Below are 16,444 nucleotides of genomic sequence, written 5' to 3' on the forward strand. Positions count from 1 at the left end.
AATGTCAAATAGAATTCCCAGAGTCGCGCAGCAGATTAAACAGATAATATCAGAGATTGTTTTTAAACAGGTGAAAGATCCAAGGGTTGGTTTTGTGACCGTTTCGCGTGTTAAATTAAGCAATGATTTACGCGAGGCTCTTGTCTTTATAAGTGTGCTGGGTACGGAAAAGCAGAAACAGGATACAATGAAAGCATTGAAAAGGGCTACCGGGTTTATCCAGTATAATCTGGGCAGGGAAATGAGCCTGAAATTCACGCCGCATATTAAATTTAAGTATGACTCTTCATTGGATCATGCTTTTCATATCGACGAAGTGATAAAAGAGATAAAGAAGGGTGAAATCTAATGGAAATCAGCCATGAAATTTTAAAAGGCCTGAGAAGCATTATAAAGAAAAGCAAAAAAATTGCGGTGGTAACCCATATAAATCCGGACGGGGATGCCATAGGATCAGCCCTTGCGATGGTTATCAGTTTACAGAAAATGGGCAAGGAAGCCGCGGGTTTTATACAGGATGCGGTTCCCGAAAATTATGCGTTTCTTCCAAAATCGGGCGCTCTGAGGATTGTTGACTCCATACCCGGGGAATATGATGCGCTTATAAGCCTGGATGTCCCGGAACTGGACAGGCTTGGAAAGTTTGAAAAAGACGTTTCAAAGTTTAAAAGCATAATTAATATCGATCATCATATATGTAACGCCAATTACGGATCGGTCAATGTATCGATTACCGCCGCTGCCGCTACCGCGGAACTCGTGTATGAACTGATAAAAAGGCTTCAGATAGAGATCGATTATGATATTGCCCTTTGTGTTTACACGGGAATAGTTACCGATACAGGCTCTTTCCAGTACAGGAATACAACTCCCGAAACACATAAAATAGTCGCTGAATTAATGGAAAAAGGCATAAAGCCTGAAAATGTCACCGAGGAAGTATACGAGGCAAAAAGCCTGTCAAAAGTCAAATTGCTCGGATTGGCGCTTGAAACGATGAGTTTCAGCGCCGATGGGCAGATAGGCTGGTTATGGGTCACCATAAAGATGAAGGATGAGATTGGTTCAACTCCTGAAGATACTGAAGGTTTTGTGGATTATGCGAGGTCCGTAAAGGGGGTTAAAGTGGCGATCTTTTTCGAGGAGCTTGCCGGTAATAAAGTTAAAATCAGCCTCAGGTCAAAGATACAGCACGTTGACGTGAATAAAATCGCGCATAAATTCGGCGGCGGCGGCCATCCGTCAGCCGCGGGGACGGTTGTTTCGGGGACCCCCAACGAAGTTGAAGAAATGCTGCTGAAGGTGATTAAAATCGAATTTGAAAAAAGCGAGAATTAATTGAACGGAATTTTGATTATCAATAAGCCCGCCGGCCCGACATCCCATGATATTGTTTCCGCCGTACGGAAAAAACTGGATTTAAAGAAAGTGGGGCATGCGGGAACCCTGGACCCTATGGCGCGCGGCGTATTGATAGTATTGGTCGGCAAAGCGACAAAATTGTCTTCCGTGTTTCTTTCCTCGGATAAAACTTACATAGCTAAAATAAGGCTTGGGACGTTAACGGATACATTTGATCTGGCCGGAACAGTTAAATCTGTTTGCGATGTCCCCGATCTTACCGAAAAGCATATCGATGATGTCCTGGCCGGGTTTGAAGGAGAAATTTTTCAACTGCCGCCGATGTATTCGGCAAAGAAAGTAAAAGGCAGAAAACTGTATGAAATGGCGAGGAAAGGGATTGAAGTGGAAAGAAATCCCGAAAAGGTTAGAATTTATGAAATAAAGAGGCTGGATTATCTGAAACCCGACCTTACGATAAAGGTTTCTTGCTCAAAGGGGACATATATAAGGGCTTTAGCGTATGACATCGGCAGGGTTTTCGGCTGTAATGCGTGTATCGCGGATTTGCAGAGGGTGAAAAGCGGGAAATTTTCCATTAATGAGGCGATTCCATTTGAGAAATTCAAATTGATGGACAGGACAGAGATTGAAGGGTCAAAATATTTTTTGAGTAAGAATAATGAAAATTTTGAAAACATTAAAAAAAGTTAAATTCCATAAGGCCACAGCCCTGACACTGGGGTTTTTTGACGGTGTTCATAAAGGCCACAGGATGATTATATCCGGAACAGTCGAATACGCCAGAAAACACGGACTTGTTTCCGTGGTTTATACTTTCCTGCCGTCAAAAACATGGAAATGCCCTTTTGCCAGGAAAGGGCCTTTGCTTACCTCCGTTGACCACAGGCTTAAGCTTATAGAAGATATAGGCGTCGATTATTGTTATCTGCAGGATTTCACAAAGGTTTTTGCCTCTATAAGCGCTGCTGATTTTCTGGATAAAGTGTTATTCCCGAAATTCAGGCCGGAGTATATCTGTATCGGTTCAAATTTCCGTTTTGGAAAGAATCAGAAAGGCACCGCGATGATGATGCGGCAAACGGCCGCAAAGAAGGGAATCAGGTTAAAAATAGAGAAACCGCTCCGTTTAGACGGCAGAAATGTAAGCAGCAGCAGAATAAGAATTCTGGTTGAGTCCGGCAGGATAGAAGAAGCTTCAGAATATCTGGGGAGGCCTTATTCCGTCCTTGGGACAGTTATCAGCGGCAAAGGACTGGGCCGCAGGATTGGTTTTCCTACGGCTAACCTGGATCCTCACAATGAAGCGATTCCGCCTCTCGGCGTTTATGCGACCAGGACAAGAATAAACGGGAAAATATTTGATTCGGTTACTAATATAGGCAAATTTAAATATAACAGGATAATAGAAGCTCATATCTTTGATTTCAGGAAAAATATTACAGGAAAAGACATCGAAGTCCTGTTTTTTAAGAAGTTAAGGCCTGAAATGAGATTTTCATCATCGGATACGCTGTCGGCGCAGATCAGGAAGGATTGTTATAAAGCGCGTAACCTGTTGCGGTCGAAAGAATTATCTTATAAAAAATAAGAATTGGCATAAAATCCTTTACATTTGATATAATACTTTGGTATCGTTGTATCTTTTATGGAGTTTAATATAAAAAATAACCTGGATTTTGCCGGCTGTCTACCCATACCGCCGCGCAAGTTCTTTGGCGTTTAAAAAAGGAGGAATAGATGGGGAACAAAGTAGTGAAAAAGAAAAAAATAATAGCGGATTTCAGGAGAAGCGACAAAGATACAGGTTCTGCGGAAGTGCAGATTGCCCTTATCACGGAAAGGATCAATGAACTGACAGAACATTTAAGGATTCATAAGAAAGACCATAACAGCAGAAGAGGCTTGTTGAAATTAGTGGGGCAGAGAAGGAGTCTTCTTGATTATCTATTGTCAAAAAATCCTTCAAAATATAAAGATTTAATTTCTAAACTGAATCTGCGCAAATAAAATTCCGGAGGATTATTTATTTATGTTTAAACAGGTGAAACTTGAAGTGGGCGGAAAGACTTTAATTATAGAAACAGGTAAAATTGCCAAACAGGCTGACGGGGCCGTTACCGTGACCTGCGGCGATACGGTAGTTTTGGTGACGGCCGTATCAGGCACTTCGATAAGAGAGGGTATTGATTTCTTCCCTTTGACTGTCGATTACCGTGAAAATTCCTATGCCGCCGGAAAATTTCCGGGAGGATATATCAAGAGGGAAGGAAGGCCTACCGAAAAGGAAATCTTAACGGCAAGGTTTACAGACAGGTCCATAAGGCCTTTATTCCCGGAAGGTTACTTTTACGAAGTCCAGGTTGTAGGGGCTGTTTTATCGGCGGATTCCGAAAACAATCCTGATATCCTGACAGTCATCGGGGCTTCTGCGGCTTTAACGGTATCTGATATTCCTTTTGCCGGCCCGATTGGATGTGTCAGAGTATGCAGGCTGGGACAGGAATTTATTGTTAATCCCACATACAGCCAGGCTACGGACAGCGACATGGAACTTGTTGTAGCAGGCACATCGGAAGCGGTGATGATGGTTGAAGGCGGATCTCAGGAAGTCTCGGAGGAAGACCTGCTCAGAGCGATAAGCACAGGCCATGAGCAGATAAGAGCTATATGCAAGGTTCAGGAAGAGCTGGCAAAGGCGCTTAACGTCAAAAAAAGAGATGTTGAACTCCTTCAAATCAGCGAAGACATATATGACGGCATTAAAAAAAGTGTTTCGAAAAATATAAGGGAAGCTATCTTTATAAAATCGAAAAAAGACAGGGAAAAAGCTTTAAAGGCGCTTTTTACCGCGGCGGTGGAACCTCTCAGGGAAAAATATCCCGAAGCAAAAGAATTTGATTATACAATGGCGTTTAAAAAGATACAGAAGGAAGTAATGAGAGGGATCATTCTTGATGAAGGGCTGAGAGCCGACGGAAGAAAATTAAAAGATATCCGGCCGATAACATGTGAAACGGGCCTGATGCCCAGGACACACGGTTCAGCATTGTTTACGCGCGGAGAAACCCAATCCCTTGCGATAACTACTCTGGGCACGGCGGAAGATGTTCAGAAGTATGAGGGTTTTGAAGGCGATAAGGAAAAAACTTTTATGCTCCATTATAATTTCCCTCCTTTCAGCACAGGTGAATGCCGTCCTATGAGAGGGCCGGGAAGAAGAGAGATAGGGCATGGCCATCTTGCCGAAAGAGCCATAGCGAGCATTCTTCCCGAACAGTATCCGTATACGATAAGGGTTGTCTCGGATATACTTGAGTCCAACGGGTCTTCCTCAATGGCTACGGTTTGCGCAAGTTCCCTGTCTATGATGGCTGCGGGTGTTCCCGTAAAAGCATCCCTGGCGGGAATTGCGATGGGCCTGATAAAAGAAGGCGAAAAGGAAGCTATCCTCTCTGATATCCTCGGACTGGAAGATTTTCTCGGAGATATGGATTTTAAGGTTGCCGGCACGGAAAAAGGCATTACCGGTTTCCAGATGGATATTAAAGTAAAGGGAATTTCCGAAGACACCATGAAAGCCGCGTTAAGCCAGGCTCGCGAAGGAAGATTAAAGATTCTTTCCGAGATGAATAAATGCATTTCAGAACCCGAAAAAGATATTTCCGAGTATGCCCCCAGGATAGAGACTATAACCATAGACACTGATAAGATCGGGCTTGTTATCGGGCCCGGCGGGAAAATGATAAAGGAAATCATCAAAGAAACCGGGGCTGAAATAAATATCAATGACAGCGGGGTTGTGCAGATAGCTTCTTCCGACAAGCAGAGCATAGCAAAAGCCATGGATTGGATTGCGAAGATCACCGCCGATATTGAAATCGGTAAAATATATAAAGCTACGGTGAAAGACATCCGGGATTTCGGCTGTATAGTTGATATCCTTCCGGGTAAGGACGGACTGGTGCACATCTCTAGGCTTGCCGATTACAGGGTTAATAAGGTTTCCGACATATGCAAGGTTGGAGACGAAATGTATGTCAAGGTTATGGAAAAAGACGAAAAAGGCCGGTTTGTGCTCAGCAGGAAAGACGCTTTAAGGCAGTTAAAAGATAAAAAAGAAGCAGAATAATTTTCAACAGAGTTATATAATTGAAACATATCAGAATAAAGGTGAAAGCGTTAAAACACGCTGAAGGGCTTCAGTCGCCTGAATATATGAGCGCCGAAGCCAGCGGTATGGATTTATATGCCGCTGTAGACAGTGACAGGGAGTTAGAGCCCGGCGCCATCTTTCTTGTGCCCACAGGCATATGCGTATCAATACCCGTGGGTTATGAAGCGCAGGTGAGGCCCAGAAGCGGCTTGTCGCTTAAATATGGGATAAGCATTGTGAATTCCCCGGGTACCATAGACTCTGATTATCGCGGTGAAATAGGAATTATCTTAATAAACCTTGGAAAAGATACATTCCTGATAAAAAGAGGCATGAGAATCGCGCAATTGGTCCTTCAGGAAGTAATACGCGGCGACATTGAAATTGTTGAATCCCTTGACGAAACAAAGCGGAATTCCGGCGGTTTCGGCCACACAGGGCACTGATCCCCTATCCCGAGCGTACAGTGATTCAGGTGGAGTTATAGATGGCTGCAAGAAAACAAGATAACAAAACTGATCGGCTTGAGATTGCAGCGATAGTATTATCTGTGATAACCGTCTTTCTTCTTTTCTCTTTTTTGTCATACGATTATGAGGATATAAGCGCTAATGTTTCCAACCCGAATTCGCCCGCGGTCAACAAGGTGGGCATAATCGGCGCTTATACGGCCTATTCCATGATTTTTATTCTCGGTTTTTCATCTTATTTAATTCCCGTGATGACCGGAGCATGGGCCGTAGTCTTATTCAGAAAAAAGGAAATCGAATATCTCAAAATAGCTTATTGCGTCCTGATACTGATTCTGATGTCCGCAATATTTCATAACTCCTCAATCCTTCGTTCAGCTTCGGAAAAAGTGCTCGGGCAGGGGCTTCCCGGGGGCGTGCTCGGACAGGCATTTGCCGCAATAACAGTAAAATACCTGAGTTTTATAGGCGGAAATATACTGATAGTATCGATTTTGCTGATAACTTTATTCCTGCTTACAGAGGTACAGGCATACCCGATATTAAAGGGTGTATATAAAGGGATACAGGTTATATTGGATTTTCTTAAGTCAGTTTTCCTTGAGAGGCCTTCTGCCTCCAAAGAAACAGGGATATTAAAAGGTCCCGAGTCAAAAGAAGGAATATTCAAGTTCCCGCATAAGGATAAAGAAAAAAACGGCGCCGCAGAGAAGAAACCTGTTATTTCTCCGGAAAAGATAAAAATAAACCACACGACATTACCGGAAAAAATGCTTAACGGTAAAAAAACAGCGCCGGCCGCTGAAAACGGTAATCTGTTTAAAGGAACCGGTAAAACCGCTGTTTATGAAAACAAAGATAATAGAGAGGCCCTTCAGCAGAAAACAAAGCAGGGACCGGACTTGCCGATATTGTCTTCGACCGGAGAAAAAAAATACCAGCTTCCGGATATCCCTTTATTTGACGATCCCGTTCCTGTCGAATCGGGAACAAAAGATGAATTACAGAAAAATGCCGAGATATTAGTGCAAACATTATCTAACTTTGGAATCGAGGTGGGGGTGGAGGAAATAACCAGGGGCCCCGCTGTGACGCGATATGAAATAAAGCCGGCGCCGGGAGTGGGCGTCAGCAAAATAAAATCCAAAGAGCACGACATAGCTTTAGCCATGAGCGCATCCAGCATAAGGATAGTCGCTCCCATTCCGGGAAAAGCGGCCGTGGGAATTGAAGTGCCCAATAAAAACCGGGCCGTAGTAACAATGAAAGAGATAATATTGTCCGAAAATTACAAGTATTTTGAGGGCAATATACCTCTTGTAATAGGTAAAGATGTGGGAGGTTCTCCGGTTATCGGCGATCTTTCCCAGATGCCCCATATCCTTATTGCGGGAGCCACAGGTTCGGGTAAAACCATATGTATCAACGCGATAATAATGTCGATCCTTATGAGCAAAACGCCTGATGAAATTAAAATGCTTTTGATAGACCCTAAAATGGTGGAACTCAAAAAATATAACGGTATTCCGCATCTGGTTTCTCCGGTTGTTACCAGCGCGAAAAAATCAATTACCGGTTTAAACTGGGCTGTTAAAGAGATGGAAAAGAGGTTTGATTTATTTTCAAAAGTCGGAGTCAACGATATAGTCAGGTTTAACACGCGGGACCCTGATATGATTTCGGGGCATGAGGAACTGGCGGAAGAAGAAATTCCGCCGAGACTGCCTTACATTGTGATAATAATCGACGAGTTAGCGGATCTGATGATGACATCTTCAAGCGATGTCGAAGGTTCGATTGTAAGGCTTGCCCAGTTATCGAGGGCCGTGGGGATACACCTTGTCATAGCTACTCAAAGGCCTTCGGTTGATGTTATTACCGGCCTGATAAAAGCCAATTTCCCCGTGAGAATAGCATTTGCAGTCTCCAGTAAAGTTGATTCGAGAACAATCCTTGACGGGAATGGAGCTGAAACTCTTCTGGGAAAGGGAGACCTTCTTTATAATCCTCCCGGCAGTTCGAAATTAATACGCGCCCAGGGGACTATGGTCTCAGATTCCGAGATAAGGAATGTTATAAGCCACTGGAAAAAAAATTCCGCGGATGAAAAGGTCGAGGATATCATTTCGGCTGTTGAGACAACGGCGGGCGGCCCCATAGATTTTGAAGATGATCTGTATGATGAAGCCGTCAAATTGATTCTGGAACATGGCCAGGCGTCGGCTTCTGTGCTGCAAAGAAGGTTGAGAATAGGTTATGCGAGAGCTGCGAGGCTCGTAGATATCATGGAATCCAACGGTATTGTCGGCCCGCAGCGCGGGAGCAAGCCGCGTGAAATACTTGTTGATTCACCGAAAGACCTGAATATTATTGAAGGGACAAAAGATTCGGATGACAGCCAAAACCGGGACATGACATAAATGAGCATAGGAAAAATATTACAGGAAGCCAGGGGTAAAAAAGGTATTTCCGTCCAGCAGGCCAATGTTGCGACAAAAATAAAACGTGAATACATAGAAGCGCTGGAAAACGAACGCTTTGAACTTATCCCTTCAGCCACCTATGTAAAGGGTTTTTTAAAGATTTACGGTGAGTTTCTGTGTGTCGATTATAAAAAACTCATTTCGGAATACACCATAAGGTACGGGCAGGAAGAAAGTTCGGTGATTCATCCGGAAAAAAATATTGAACGTTTACAATCGGCTGATGATTCCGGAGTAAGATTGTCCAAACCTGGTATTTTTATAATTGCCTGCGCTGTTATCCTGGTAGTTGTGTTTATTATCAAAGTTATCTTTTTCAGCGGAAGGTCCGAGGATAAATATTTTAAAGATATTACTTCATCGATGCCGCCTCAGTATTTTGATGTTAATACCGATTCGGTTAAACTTCCGGTTGCGGTTGATACTTTGAACAAAAGCCAGCACGAGGTTGAGGTCTATGCCACCGAAAATGTCTGGATGTCTGTCTGGGTCGACGAGCAGGAATATCCTGCGGGGACATTGAGCGCGGGCCAGGGCGAAAAGTGGCATGGCAGGAAAATCCACCTCAAAATCGGAAATGCCGCCGGACTGAAGGTTAAGGTTGACGGTAAAGCATTGGCCGGATTAGGCGCAAAGGGAGAAGTAATCCACCTTTATATAGATGATACCGGCGTCAAAAAACAGTCAAAATGAATAACCGGATTTTTTCCTTTATTATATTCTATGAATGCTTTTATCCAATCTTTCGGCTGCCCTAAAAATCTTGTCGATACCGAGAGGATGATTTTTCTGTCGGAAAAAGAAGGCTTGAAGTTCGTTGAAAATCCGGCGGATGCGGACATAATCATAATCAACACCTGCGCTTTTATAAAGGCTGCCGTTGAAGAATCCATGAAGGCTGTGCTTGAAGCCACGATTCTTAAGGGGCAGACCCGCTGTAAGCGCATAATCGTAGCCGGGTGCCTTGTGACAAGGTATGGAAAGGAAGTTTTTGCCGGGGTTCCCGCGGTCGATTGTTTTATAGCGCCTTCATCAATTGAATCAATCGGCTCTATTGTCAGGAAATACAGGAATGGGAAGAGCGGCGGAAGGGAATTTATTTCCGGGGGATACAAAGCGGTTGATTTCCGGGAAAGAAAGATTACGGGGCCCGGCCATTATGCTTATTTAAAGTTGAGCGAAGGATGCAGCAACAATTGTTCCTTTTGCACAATACCGATGATAAGGGGCGGATTGAGAAGCCGGACCGGACGGGAGATTATAGAAGAGGCTGAAATCCTCGCCGGTAAAGGCGTCAAAGAACTCATAATCATCGGGCAGGACATTGCTTCGTATGGCGCTGATAAGGGCAAAAAAGCGCTGCCGGCCCTGCTGGATAAAATCAAAGATATTGAAGGTATCAACTGGATCAGGCTGATGTATATGCATCCGGCCCATATCACGGACGGTATCATTTCCGCAATTTCCGATTCGGAGAAGATTTGCAGGTACATGGATATCCCGCTGCAGCATATCAATGACGGTATTCTGCGCGCCATGAACAGGAAAATAACAGGAAAAGAAATCATTAAACTGATTGATACCCTCAGAAATAAAATCGTGGATTTGAAACTCAGGACGACTTTTATAGTCGGTTTCCCGGGTGAAACGAAAAAGATATATAATGAGTTGAAAGATTTTATAAAGGCGGCGGAATTCGACAGGATGGGATCTTTTATTTATTCGCCCGAGGAAGGGACCGGCGCCTGTGATTTAAGCGGCAGGGTTAAAATATCCGAAGCCGCGGAAAGATATAAAGAATTGATGGATATCCAGAAAAAAATATCTTTCGGAAGAAATAAAAAGTTAACAGGAAAACGAATCAGGGTTATAATTGATTCATATAACCGCAGAAATAATTGTTATATTGCGAGAAGCCAATGGGACGCTCCGGATATTGATTGTGTCGTAAACGTGTCGGGCGGTAAGTTGAATAAAGGGGATATGCCGTATGTTTCTGTTAAAAAAGGTTCTCATTTTGAATTATTCGCGGAGTTTGAACAGTTATGAATACGCCTAATAAGCTGACATTAACACGGGTATTCATCGCTTTCATATTTATGGCCGTTCTGGTTTCCGGGATGCCTCTAAAAGGCGTGTTGGCGACTTTATTGTTTGTTATAGGATGTATGACTGATTATCTGGACGGCAAGATAGCGAGAGATAGAAATATTGTAACGGATTTCGGAAAATTGATGGACCCTCTCGCGGATAAAATAATGATTTCCGCCGCGTTAATAACATTTGTGCAGTTGAAAGACACACATGTTCCCGCATGGATGGTAGTCATAATCATCGGAAGGGAATTTTTTGTTACGGGCCTCCGCTTACTGGCCGCATCGAAAGGACAGGTAATCCCCGCCGGAAGAGGGGGAAAACATAAAATCATATCCCAGATCGCCGCTATCTCCGTTATACTTCTTTTTCTTTCGGCGAAAGAAATCCTGACCTCATTTTTCAAGTGGGATGCAAGGGTAGATTATTATTTCGGTTTTATATCTTATATTATGATTTTTATTGCAATGGTTCTGTCAGTACTGTCGGGATTTTTTTATTTTAAGAAAAACAGAAATCTGTTCATACATGAATAAAAACAATATAGCCGGGCGGGCCAGTATAATAATATCAACGTTTTTCGGAGCGGGGTATTTTCCGAAAATTCCCGGGACTGTCGGAACCTTAATCGGGTTTGCAATATTTTTTTTATTGAAAGACCATATCATCCTGAACAGCGGCTGTTTTTTTGTATTGCTCTGCGCCGGTTTTCTTGTTTCCGGCAAAGCGGAAAAAATGCTGGATAGAAAAGACCCGGGTTGTATTATTATCGATGAAATCGCGGCGGTTTATATCGTTTTTTTATTAATTGATATTCCCGAAAAGTTATTTTTTACCGCTATTATAACCGGCTTTATCGCTAACAGGTTTTTTGATATATATAAGCCCTTGGGAATAAATAAGTTGCAGCATTTAAACGGCTCGTTGGGTATAATGCTTGACGATATTTTAGCCGCTGTTTATTCGAATATTACGGTGCGTGTGGTTTTATTATTGACACTTAAATTGGCCTCCTATAAGATAACTTAGTTTTTTATTGTTTAAAAATAATTACACAGGTAAAAAAATGATGAGATATTGTTATAGAATAACAGTTATGCTGATACTGCTGTCTGTTCCCACGTTTTCTCCCGCTCCGTGGATATGGACCCCTGAGTCGGGGAAATTCGTCAATCCTAAATGGGAACCGAAAAAAAGCGCAAAACTTCAGATGGAATACGCTCATTCCCTTGAGGAAAAAAAAGAATATAAGGAAGCGGCCGAAGAATATAAAAAGGTGGCGAAATTTTTTCCGGGTTCGGCTTTTGCTCCCGAGGGCCAGATGGCAATGGGGAGGATGTATGAAAAAACGGGCAAATATTATGATGCGTTCCTGGGATATAAATCCATTCTTGAAAAATATCCTTCATACGGTCATGTAGACGATATATTAGATAATATTTATAAAATCGGAAACGATTTTCTGGCCGGAAGACGCAGATACTTATGGAAATTTAAAATTCTCAGCGCGACAGACAAAGCCGCCGAAATATTTGAATTTCTCGTCGAGCAGGCGCCTTTTTCAAAACTTGCGCCTGAGGCGCAATTTAAAGCCGGTTTAGCCTATCAGAAGACAGGCGATTACAACAAGGCAATCGAGGCTTACAAAAAAGTCCTGGAAGTTTATTCCGGCACGGAATTCGCCGATGACGCGAAATTTCATATCGGGATGTGCTGGTATGACAAATCAAGAGGCCCTGAATATGATCAGGAAGCGACGGATAATGCCATAAAAGAGTTGTATCAGTTCAGGAAAAAGTATCCTCAAAGCGATCTTATGGGTAAAGCGGCAGAGCTTATAACGGAACTGGAAGAAAGGAAAGCCGAAGAACTGTATAGAAACGGCGTCTTTTATGAAAAACAGGGTAATTACATATCTTCAAAAGTATACTATGAACTTCTGCTGAACCAGTATCCTGATTCCAAATGGTCTAAAAAGGCAAAGAGAACACTTTCTTCCGCCGGGTTTAAGCAGATGGAGGAACAGCAGGAACCGGTTGAGAAAAGAATTGAAAAAGAAAATAAGCTTATGGGCGGAGGAGTTGATAGCCGGGAAACATCGGTAACCATGCCTCTTGATGAAGCGGTGGAAATGGTAACAGAACCCGTAGGAGGGGCGGTTGAAACAGTTACGAACCCTGTAAAGGATGTATTGGCTCCCGACACGAAAGAAACCGCCGGAAGCGATGAGGATACAGGAGAAGCGCAAACAGAGGAGAATTCCGATTGATATATAATCCGGGACAGAAATTGATATTTGCCTGCTGTATGACGGTAATTTTACTGTCGGGGTGCGGTTATAAAACCGGTTCATTGATATTAGATGATTATAGGACGATCGCGATACCCGTCTTCAGGAACGAGACATACCAGGAAGATATTGAAAGTTATCTGACAAATTCAGTGATTGAGGAGTTTCAAAGGGATGGTTCACTGATGGTATCCGGCAAAAAAAATGCCGACCTCCTCCTAAAAGGCCGCGTAACAGGATGGAAAAGGACCGGCGAAAGATTTGCCGGAGATGAATATCGCGAAGTTGTCGAATATCAGCTGGAAATAACCGTGGTATTCGATTTGATGGACCAGAAAACCGGAGACTATCTTTTTAAAGATCTGAAAATAAGCGGGAACAACACTTATTTTATTAACCCCGACATCCCCGCTTCAAAAAGACGGTCAATCCCTCTGGAAAGAGAACAGCAGACTGTTATTATCAGCAAAGATATTTATGAATCGGAGAAAGCCTCTATGTGGCGGGCGGCAGAAAGAATATCCAGGCAAATACTCCAGAAAGTAGTTGAACGCTGGTAATTACTCAGAATGATATCCGATAAGAAAAAAAGAGAGACTCAAATCCTTCCTGTTTATCTGGTTTACGGCAAGGATACCGTCCGGATTAAAGATGCCCTCGATGACCTCAGGAAATATTTCACCGGAGACGCGGATAAAGATATAACCGTATATTCCGCCGGCGATACATCCATTGAAACCGTTCTGTGCGATATTTCAACAGTTACTTTGTTCGGCGACAGGAAACTGGTTATTGTCCGGTCGTGTGATGATTACGGCCCCGGCGGCTTTAAACAGATTCTGTCATATATACAAAATCCTTTCCGGCAGAATTGCATAGTGTTTGTTTTTGAAAATCTCCCCAGGCTTATATCTTCCTCCCTGAAAAATATAAGCGAAGAATGTATTAAGCATTATCCCGAAGTTAAATCATGGAAATTACCGGAATGGATAAAAAGCAGGGTGGAAAAACATGGCAGAAAAATCCAGCCGTCCGCAACGGGCGCGCTGGCCGAAATAATAGGCGATAATTCCGGGACAATGAACATGGAAATAGAAAAACTGATAACTTATTCCTATGAAAAACCTGTTATAGGAGATGACGATGTGCATGAAATAGCGTCAAGCGGCGAAGGCCAGTTCTGGGATTTGGTTAATAATATCGTCGGGCGCAATATGAACAAAGCCATGTCTGTTTTTCAGAAGATGGATTTTAAAGGTCCGGATGCCGCAGGGTTGATTATGGTGACACACAAAAAAATCCTTGAATTGATATTGGCAAAGTTGACAATACAGAAGAAAATATCAGTTGATGACATGTCCCTGATATTGAAACTGAATAACAGGAAGGATAAATGGAAAATAGACAGGATATTCAGGGAATCCGGGAAATATGACCTGCCCGCTTTAATCGGTATAATTAAATCCTTCCCCGGGATTCTGATGTCTGTAAGAAAAAATGATGACAGGACAGTTAAGGTAATTATCGAAAAAATGCTGATTGATTTCTGCCGGGCTTGAATAAAATAAACATTGCCCGGCAATGCGACCGGGCAAAACGCAGCTTATTTAAACAGCCTGGACAGATTTGATTTTTTATGGGCCGCCGTGTTTTTGTGGATTATTCCCCTGGAGGAAGCTTTGTCTATTACAGATGAAACGGCTTTGAATATTTTTAATGCTTCATCTTTTTTGCCTTCCTGGTAAAGTTTTATTGCTTTCGAAGAAAGCGTTTTAATAGAAGATTTCGTGGCCTTGTTTTTAAGGCGTTTTTTTTCGCTGTTGCGCATTCTCTTTTTCGCGGAACTGATATTTGGCATATTTATCTAACCTCCATAAAGTTATGTTATAATCTGTCTTTGCAAAGATATGGTAATTTAATAAAAGAGCCTGTGCTTGTCAAGAATTAAATTAGTTTTCGAAATCGGAAATGATAATTGATGAAAAAACACCATTTCGCTAAAATGTCGTTATAATCGGCGCGGCAACTGTATTCAGCAGGGTGTTGGGCGTTGTCAGGGAAATATTTGTATTTAAATTTTTCGATCCCTGGATTACAGACGCTTTTTTTGTTGCCTTGCGCATACCTTCCACATTAAGAAGGCTGTTTGCCGAGGGAGCTTTAAGTTCGGGTGTTATCCCTGTCTTTTCTGAATGGCTTAAAAACAAGACAAAGAAGGAGCAGGAGGAGCTTGCGGGCTCTCTTTTTATTGTTTTTACCGGCATATTATCTTTTGTGACTTTAGCCGGTGTCGTATTCAGCCCTCTTATTGTGCGTATATTCGCAATGGGTTTTGTCCATGACCCGGCGAAAATGAAATTAGCTGTGGGACTTACAAGAGCCCTTTTCCCTTTTCTTCTTTTTATCGGACTGGCATCTCTTTTCGCAGGGATACTTAATGCCAAGAAACATTTTTTCCTGCCTGCCTTCGGGCCCGCGGTCCAGAATATCGCATTTATTGCGGCTGCTGTTTTTATATGTCCGGTTTTAGGCCCGTTGCAGACTGATATGGTTTACGGACTGGCAATAGGTGTTATTGCGGGTGTAATTCTGCAGGTTCTTATCCAGATACCCGCTTTCCGGTTTTCCGATGTTAGGTTTTCTTTCGGGAACCCCTTAAAAAACAAAGGGGTAAAAAAGGTTTTGCTGCTTATGGGTCCGGCGGCCTGGGGATTAGGTGTTACGCAGATAAACCTTCTTGTAGACCAGTTTTTGGCTTCATGGCTGGGTGACGGCCCGATATCGTATCTGTATGCGGCGACACGGTTATACCAGCTTCCCATAGGTATTTTTGCGGTATCTGTTTCGACAGTCGCTTTCGCTCATTTCTCCGAATTAGCCGCTGAAAAAAATATCGCCGGGTTAAGAAACTCGCTGGTATATACTTTAAGACAGATTACTTTTATAATGTTGTGTTCGGGATTCGGGTTGATTGCGCTGGGTGTTCCCATAATAAAACTGTTATTCGAGTACGGCAGGTTCAGCCTGAACGGTTCGACAATGCCCACTTATTTTGCGCTGGTCGCGTACTCGGTCGGCATGCTTGCTTACGGTTCCTGTATTATTCTTGTAAGAGTTTATTATTCGATGAAGGATATGGGTACCCCTGTCAGGTGCGCCTCTATATCCTTGATATCCAATGTGGTTTTGAACTTAATACTTATAGTCCCCATGTCTTATGCCGGACTGGCGTTAGCCACCTCGATTTCGGCTTTCATAAATATGTTCCTGCTTTTTTATAAGATAAGGGAAAAAATCGGGCAGATAGATTATCCTTTGATGCTTAAGCATGTTTGCAAAAATATTATTCTGGGTTCCCTGATGGGGTTATCCGGTATTGCCGTGTATAAAGCATTGGTATACTTTGAAGGCGGAGCGGCTGGCATCACGGTAAAATTCATAAATGTTTTTTTGCCTTTCGGCGTTGCTTTGGCTGTTGTTTTTCTTCTGGCCCGCATAATGAGAATTAAAGAGCTTGAAGATGTAATAAAATCTTTAAAAAGAAAATGAATAAGCGCCTGAAATCCATTATTTCCGATTTTCCCCCGCA

At 42.8% G+C, this 16,444-nt stretch carries 17 protein-coding genes; 16 read left to right on the forward strand and 1 reads right to left on the reverse strand.

What is annotated here, in order from left to right; translation table 11 throughout:
• The first annotated feature begins 1 nt into the window (after position 1).
• From rbfA to holA, 15 genes are all read left to right on the forward strand, one after another.
• Positions 2-349: a 30S ribosome-binding factor RbfA gene (gene rbfA, locus M0R36_08455; protein MCK9555825.1), complete on the forward strand. Its 348-nt coding sequence runs from the start codon at positions 2-4 to the stop codon at positions 347-349.
• Positions 349-1,338, forward strand: coding sequence for a bifunctional oligoribonuclease/PAP phosphatase NrnA (locus M0R36_08460; protein MCK9555826.1), 990 nt, complete (start codon positions 349-351; stop codon positions 1,336-1,338). Before rbfA ends, M0R36_08460 begins: the two co-directional genes overlap by 1 nt.
• On the forward strand, positions 1,339-2,055 hold the full coding sequence (gene truB / locus M0R36_08465) for a tRNA pseudouridine(55) synthase TruB (protein MCK9555827.1): 717 nt from the start codon (positions 1,339-1,341) through the stop codon (positions 2,053-2,055).
• The gene (locus M0R36_08470) at positions 2,024-2,953 is read left to right on the forward strand and encodes a bifunctional riboflavin kinase/FAD synthetase (GenBank protein MCK9555828.1); all 930 of its coding nucleotides are present in this window, start codon (positions 2,024-2,026) and stop codon (positions 2,951-2,953) included. The genes truB and M0R36_08470 overlap by 32 nt, the downstream gene beginning before the upstream one ends.
• A gap of 149 nt (positions 2,954-3,102) precedes the next feature.
• Positions 3,103-3,372 carry a 30S ribosomal protein S15 gene (gene rpsO / locus M0R36_08475; GenBank protein ID MCK9555829.1) on the forward strand — a complete coding sequence of 90 codons (270 nt, stop codon included), beginning with the start codon at positions 3,103-3,105 and terminating at the stop codon, positions 3,370-3,372.
• Positions 3,373-3,394: 22 nt separating this feature from the next.
• Entirely contained in the window at positions 3,395-5,494 is a 2,100-nt protein-coding gene (pnp, locus tag M0R36_08480; protein ID MCK9555830.1) for a polyribonucleotide nucleotidyltransferase, read from the forward strand.
• A gap of 20 nt (positions 5,495-5,514) precedes the next feature.
• Complete coding sequence (gene dut, locus M0R36_08485) at positions 5,515-5,964, forward strand: dUTP diphosphatase (protein ID MCK9555831.1); 450 nt, start codon at positions 5,515-5,517, stop codon at positions 5,962-5,964.
• A gap of 41 nt (positions 5,965-6,005) precedes the next feature.
• On the forward strand, positions 6,006-8,408 hold the full coding sequence (locus M0R36_08490) for a DNA translocase FtsK (GenBank protein ID MCK9555832.1): 2,403 nt from the start codon (positions 6,006-6,008) through the stop codon (positions 8,406-8,408).
• The gene (locus tag M0R36_08495) at positions 8,409-9,164 is read left to right on the forward strand and encodes a DUF4115 domain-containing protein (protein MCK9555833.1); all 756 of its coding nucleotides are present in this window, start codon (positions 8,409-8,411) and stop codon (positions 9,162-9,164) included.
• A 30-nt stretch (positions 9,165-9,194) separates the two neighbouring features.
• Positions 9,195-10,520, forward strand: a complete 1,326-nt coding sequence (rimO, locus tag M0R36_08500; protein MCK9555834.1) for a 30S ribosomal protein S12 methylthiotransferase RimO — start codon at positions 9,195-9,197, stop codon at positions 10,518-10,520.
• Positions 10,517-11,101 carry a CDP-diacylglycerol--glycerol-3-phosphate 3-phosphatidyltransferase gene (gene pgsA, locus M0R36_08505; GenBank protein MCK9555835.1) on the forward strand — a complete coding sequence of 195 codons (585 nt, stop codon included), beginning with the start codon at positions 10,517-10,519 and terminating at the stop codon, positions 11,099-11,101. The genes rimO and pgsA overlap by 4 nt, the downstream gene beginning before the upstream one ends.
• A complete protein-coding gene (locus tag M0R36_08510; protein ID MCK9555836.1) occupies positions 11,094-11,594 on the forward strand; it encodes a phosphatidylglycerophosphatase A in 501 nt (166 codons plus the stop codon). The genes pgsA and M0R36_08510 overlap by 8 nt, the downstream gene beginning before the upstream one ends.
• A gap of 37 nt (positions 11,595-11,631) precedes the next feature.
• Positions 11,632-12,834: an outer membrane protein assembly factor BamD gene (gene bamD, locus M0R36_08515; protein MCK9555837.1), complete on the forward strand. Its 1,203-nt coding sequence runs from the start codon at positions 11,632-11,634 to the stop codon at positions 12,832-12,834.
• On the forward strand, positions 12,831-13,415 hold the full coding sequence (gene lptE / locus M0R36_08520; GenBank protein MCK9555838.1) for an LPS assembly lipoprotein LptE: 585 nt from the start codon (positions 12,831-12,833) through the stop codon (positions 13,413-13,415). Before bamD ends, lptE begins: the two co-directional genes overlap by 4 nt.
• Before the next feature lie 9 nt (positions 13,416-13,424).
• Positions 13,425-14,414, forward strand: coding sequence for a DNA polymerase III subunit delta (holA, locus tag M0R36_08525; GenBank protein ID MCK9555839.1), 990 nt, complete (start codon positions 13,425-13,427; stop codon positions 14,412-14,414).
• 44 nt (positions 14,415-14,458) lie between these two features.
• Here holA and rpsT read toward each other — a convergent pair whose 3' ends face one another.
• Positions 14,459-14,713 carry a 30S ribosomal protein S20 gene (gene rpsT, locus M0R36_08530; protein ID MCK9555840.1) on the reverse strand — a complete coding sequence of 85 codons (255 nt, stop codon included), beginning with the start codon at positions 14,711-14,713 and terminating at the stop codon, positions 14,459-14,461.
• 185 nt (positions 14,714-14,898) lie between these two features.
• Between rpsT and murJ the strand changes: the two genes are divergently transcribed.
• Positions 14,899-16,404 (forward strand): murein biosynthesis integral membrane protein MurJ, encoded by a 1,506-nt coding sequence (gene murJ, locus M0R36_08535; protein ID MCK9555841.1) that lies wholly within the window; start codon positions 14,899-14,901, stop codon positions 16,402-16,404.
• Positions 16,405-16,444 lie beyond the last annotated feature (40 nt).

This window comes from bacterium (genome assembly GCA_023228325.1).
Lineage (GTDB): Bacteria > Auribacterota > UBA6266 > UBA6266 > UBA6266 > UBA6266.

Coding starts and splice junctions, on each gene's coding strand:
- rbfA (MCK9555825.1), top strand. CDS start 2: ATGTCAAATAGAATTCCCAGAGTCGCGCAGCAGATTAAACAGATAATA.
- M0R36_08460 (MCK9555826.1), top strand. CDS start 349: ATGGAAATCAGCCATGAAATTTTAAAAGGCCTGAGAAGCATTATAAAG.
- M0R36_08470 (MCK9555828.1), top strand. CDS start 2,024: ATGAAAATTTTGAAAACATTAAAAAAAGTTAAATTCCATAAGGCCACA.
- rpsO (MCK9555829.1), top strand. CDS start 3,103: ATGGGGAACAAAGTAGTGAAAAAGAAAAAAATAATAGCGGATTTCAGG.
- pnp (MCK9555830.1), top strand. CDS start 3,395: ATGTTTAAACAGGTGAAACTTGAAGTGGGCGGAAAGACTTTAATTATA.
- M0R36_08490 (MCK9555832.1), top strand. CDS start 6,006: ATGGCTGCAAGAAAACAAGATAACAAAACTGATCGGCTTGAGATTGCA.
- M0R36_08495 (MCK9555833.1), top strand. CDS start 8,409: ATGAGCATAGGAAAAATATTACAGGAAGCCAGGGGTAAAAAAGGTATT.
- rimO (MCK9555834.1), top strand. CDS start 9,195: ATGAATGCTTTTATCCAATCTTTCGGCTGCCCTAAAAATCTTGTCGAT.
- pgsA (MCK9555835.1), top strand. CDS start 10,517: ATGAATACGCCTAATAAGCTGACATTAACACGGGTATTCATCGCTTTC.
- M0R36_08510 (MCK9555836.1), top strand. CDS start 11,094: ATGAATAAAAACAATATAGCCGGGCGGGCCAGTATAATAATATCAACG.
- bamD (MCK9555837.1), top strand. CDS start 11,632: ATGATGAGATATTGTTATAGAATAACAGTTATGCTGATACTGCTGTCT.
- holA (MCK9555839.1), top strand. CDS start 13,425: ATGATATCCGATAAGAAAAAAAGAGAGACTCAAATCCTTCCTGTTTAT.
- rpsT (MCK9555840.1), bottom strand. CDS start 14,713: ATGCCAAATATCAGTTCCGCGAAAAAGAGAATGCGCAACAGCGAAAAA.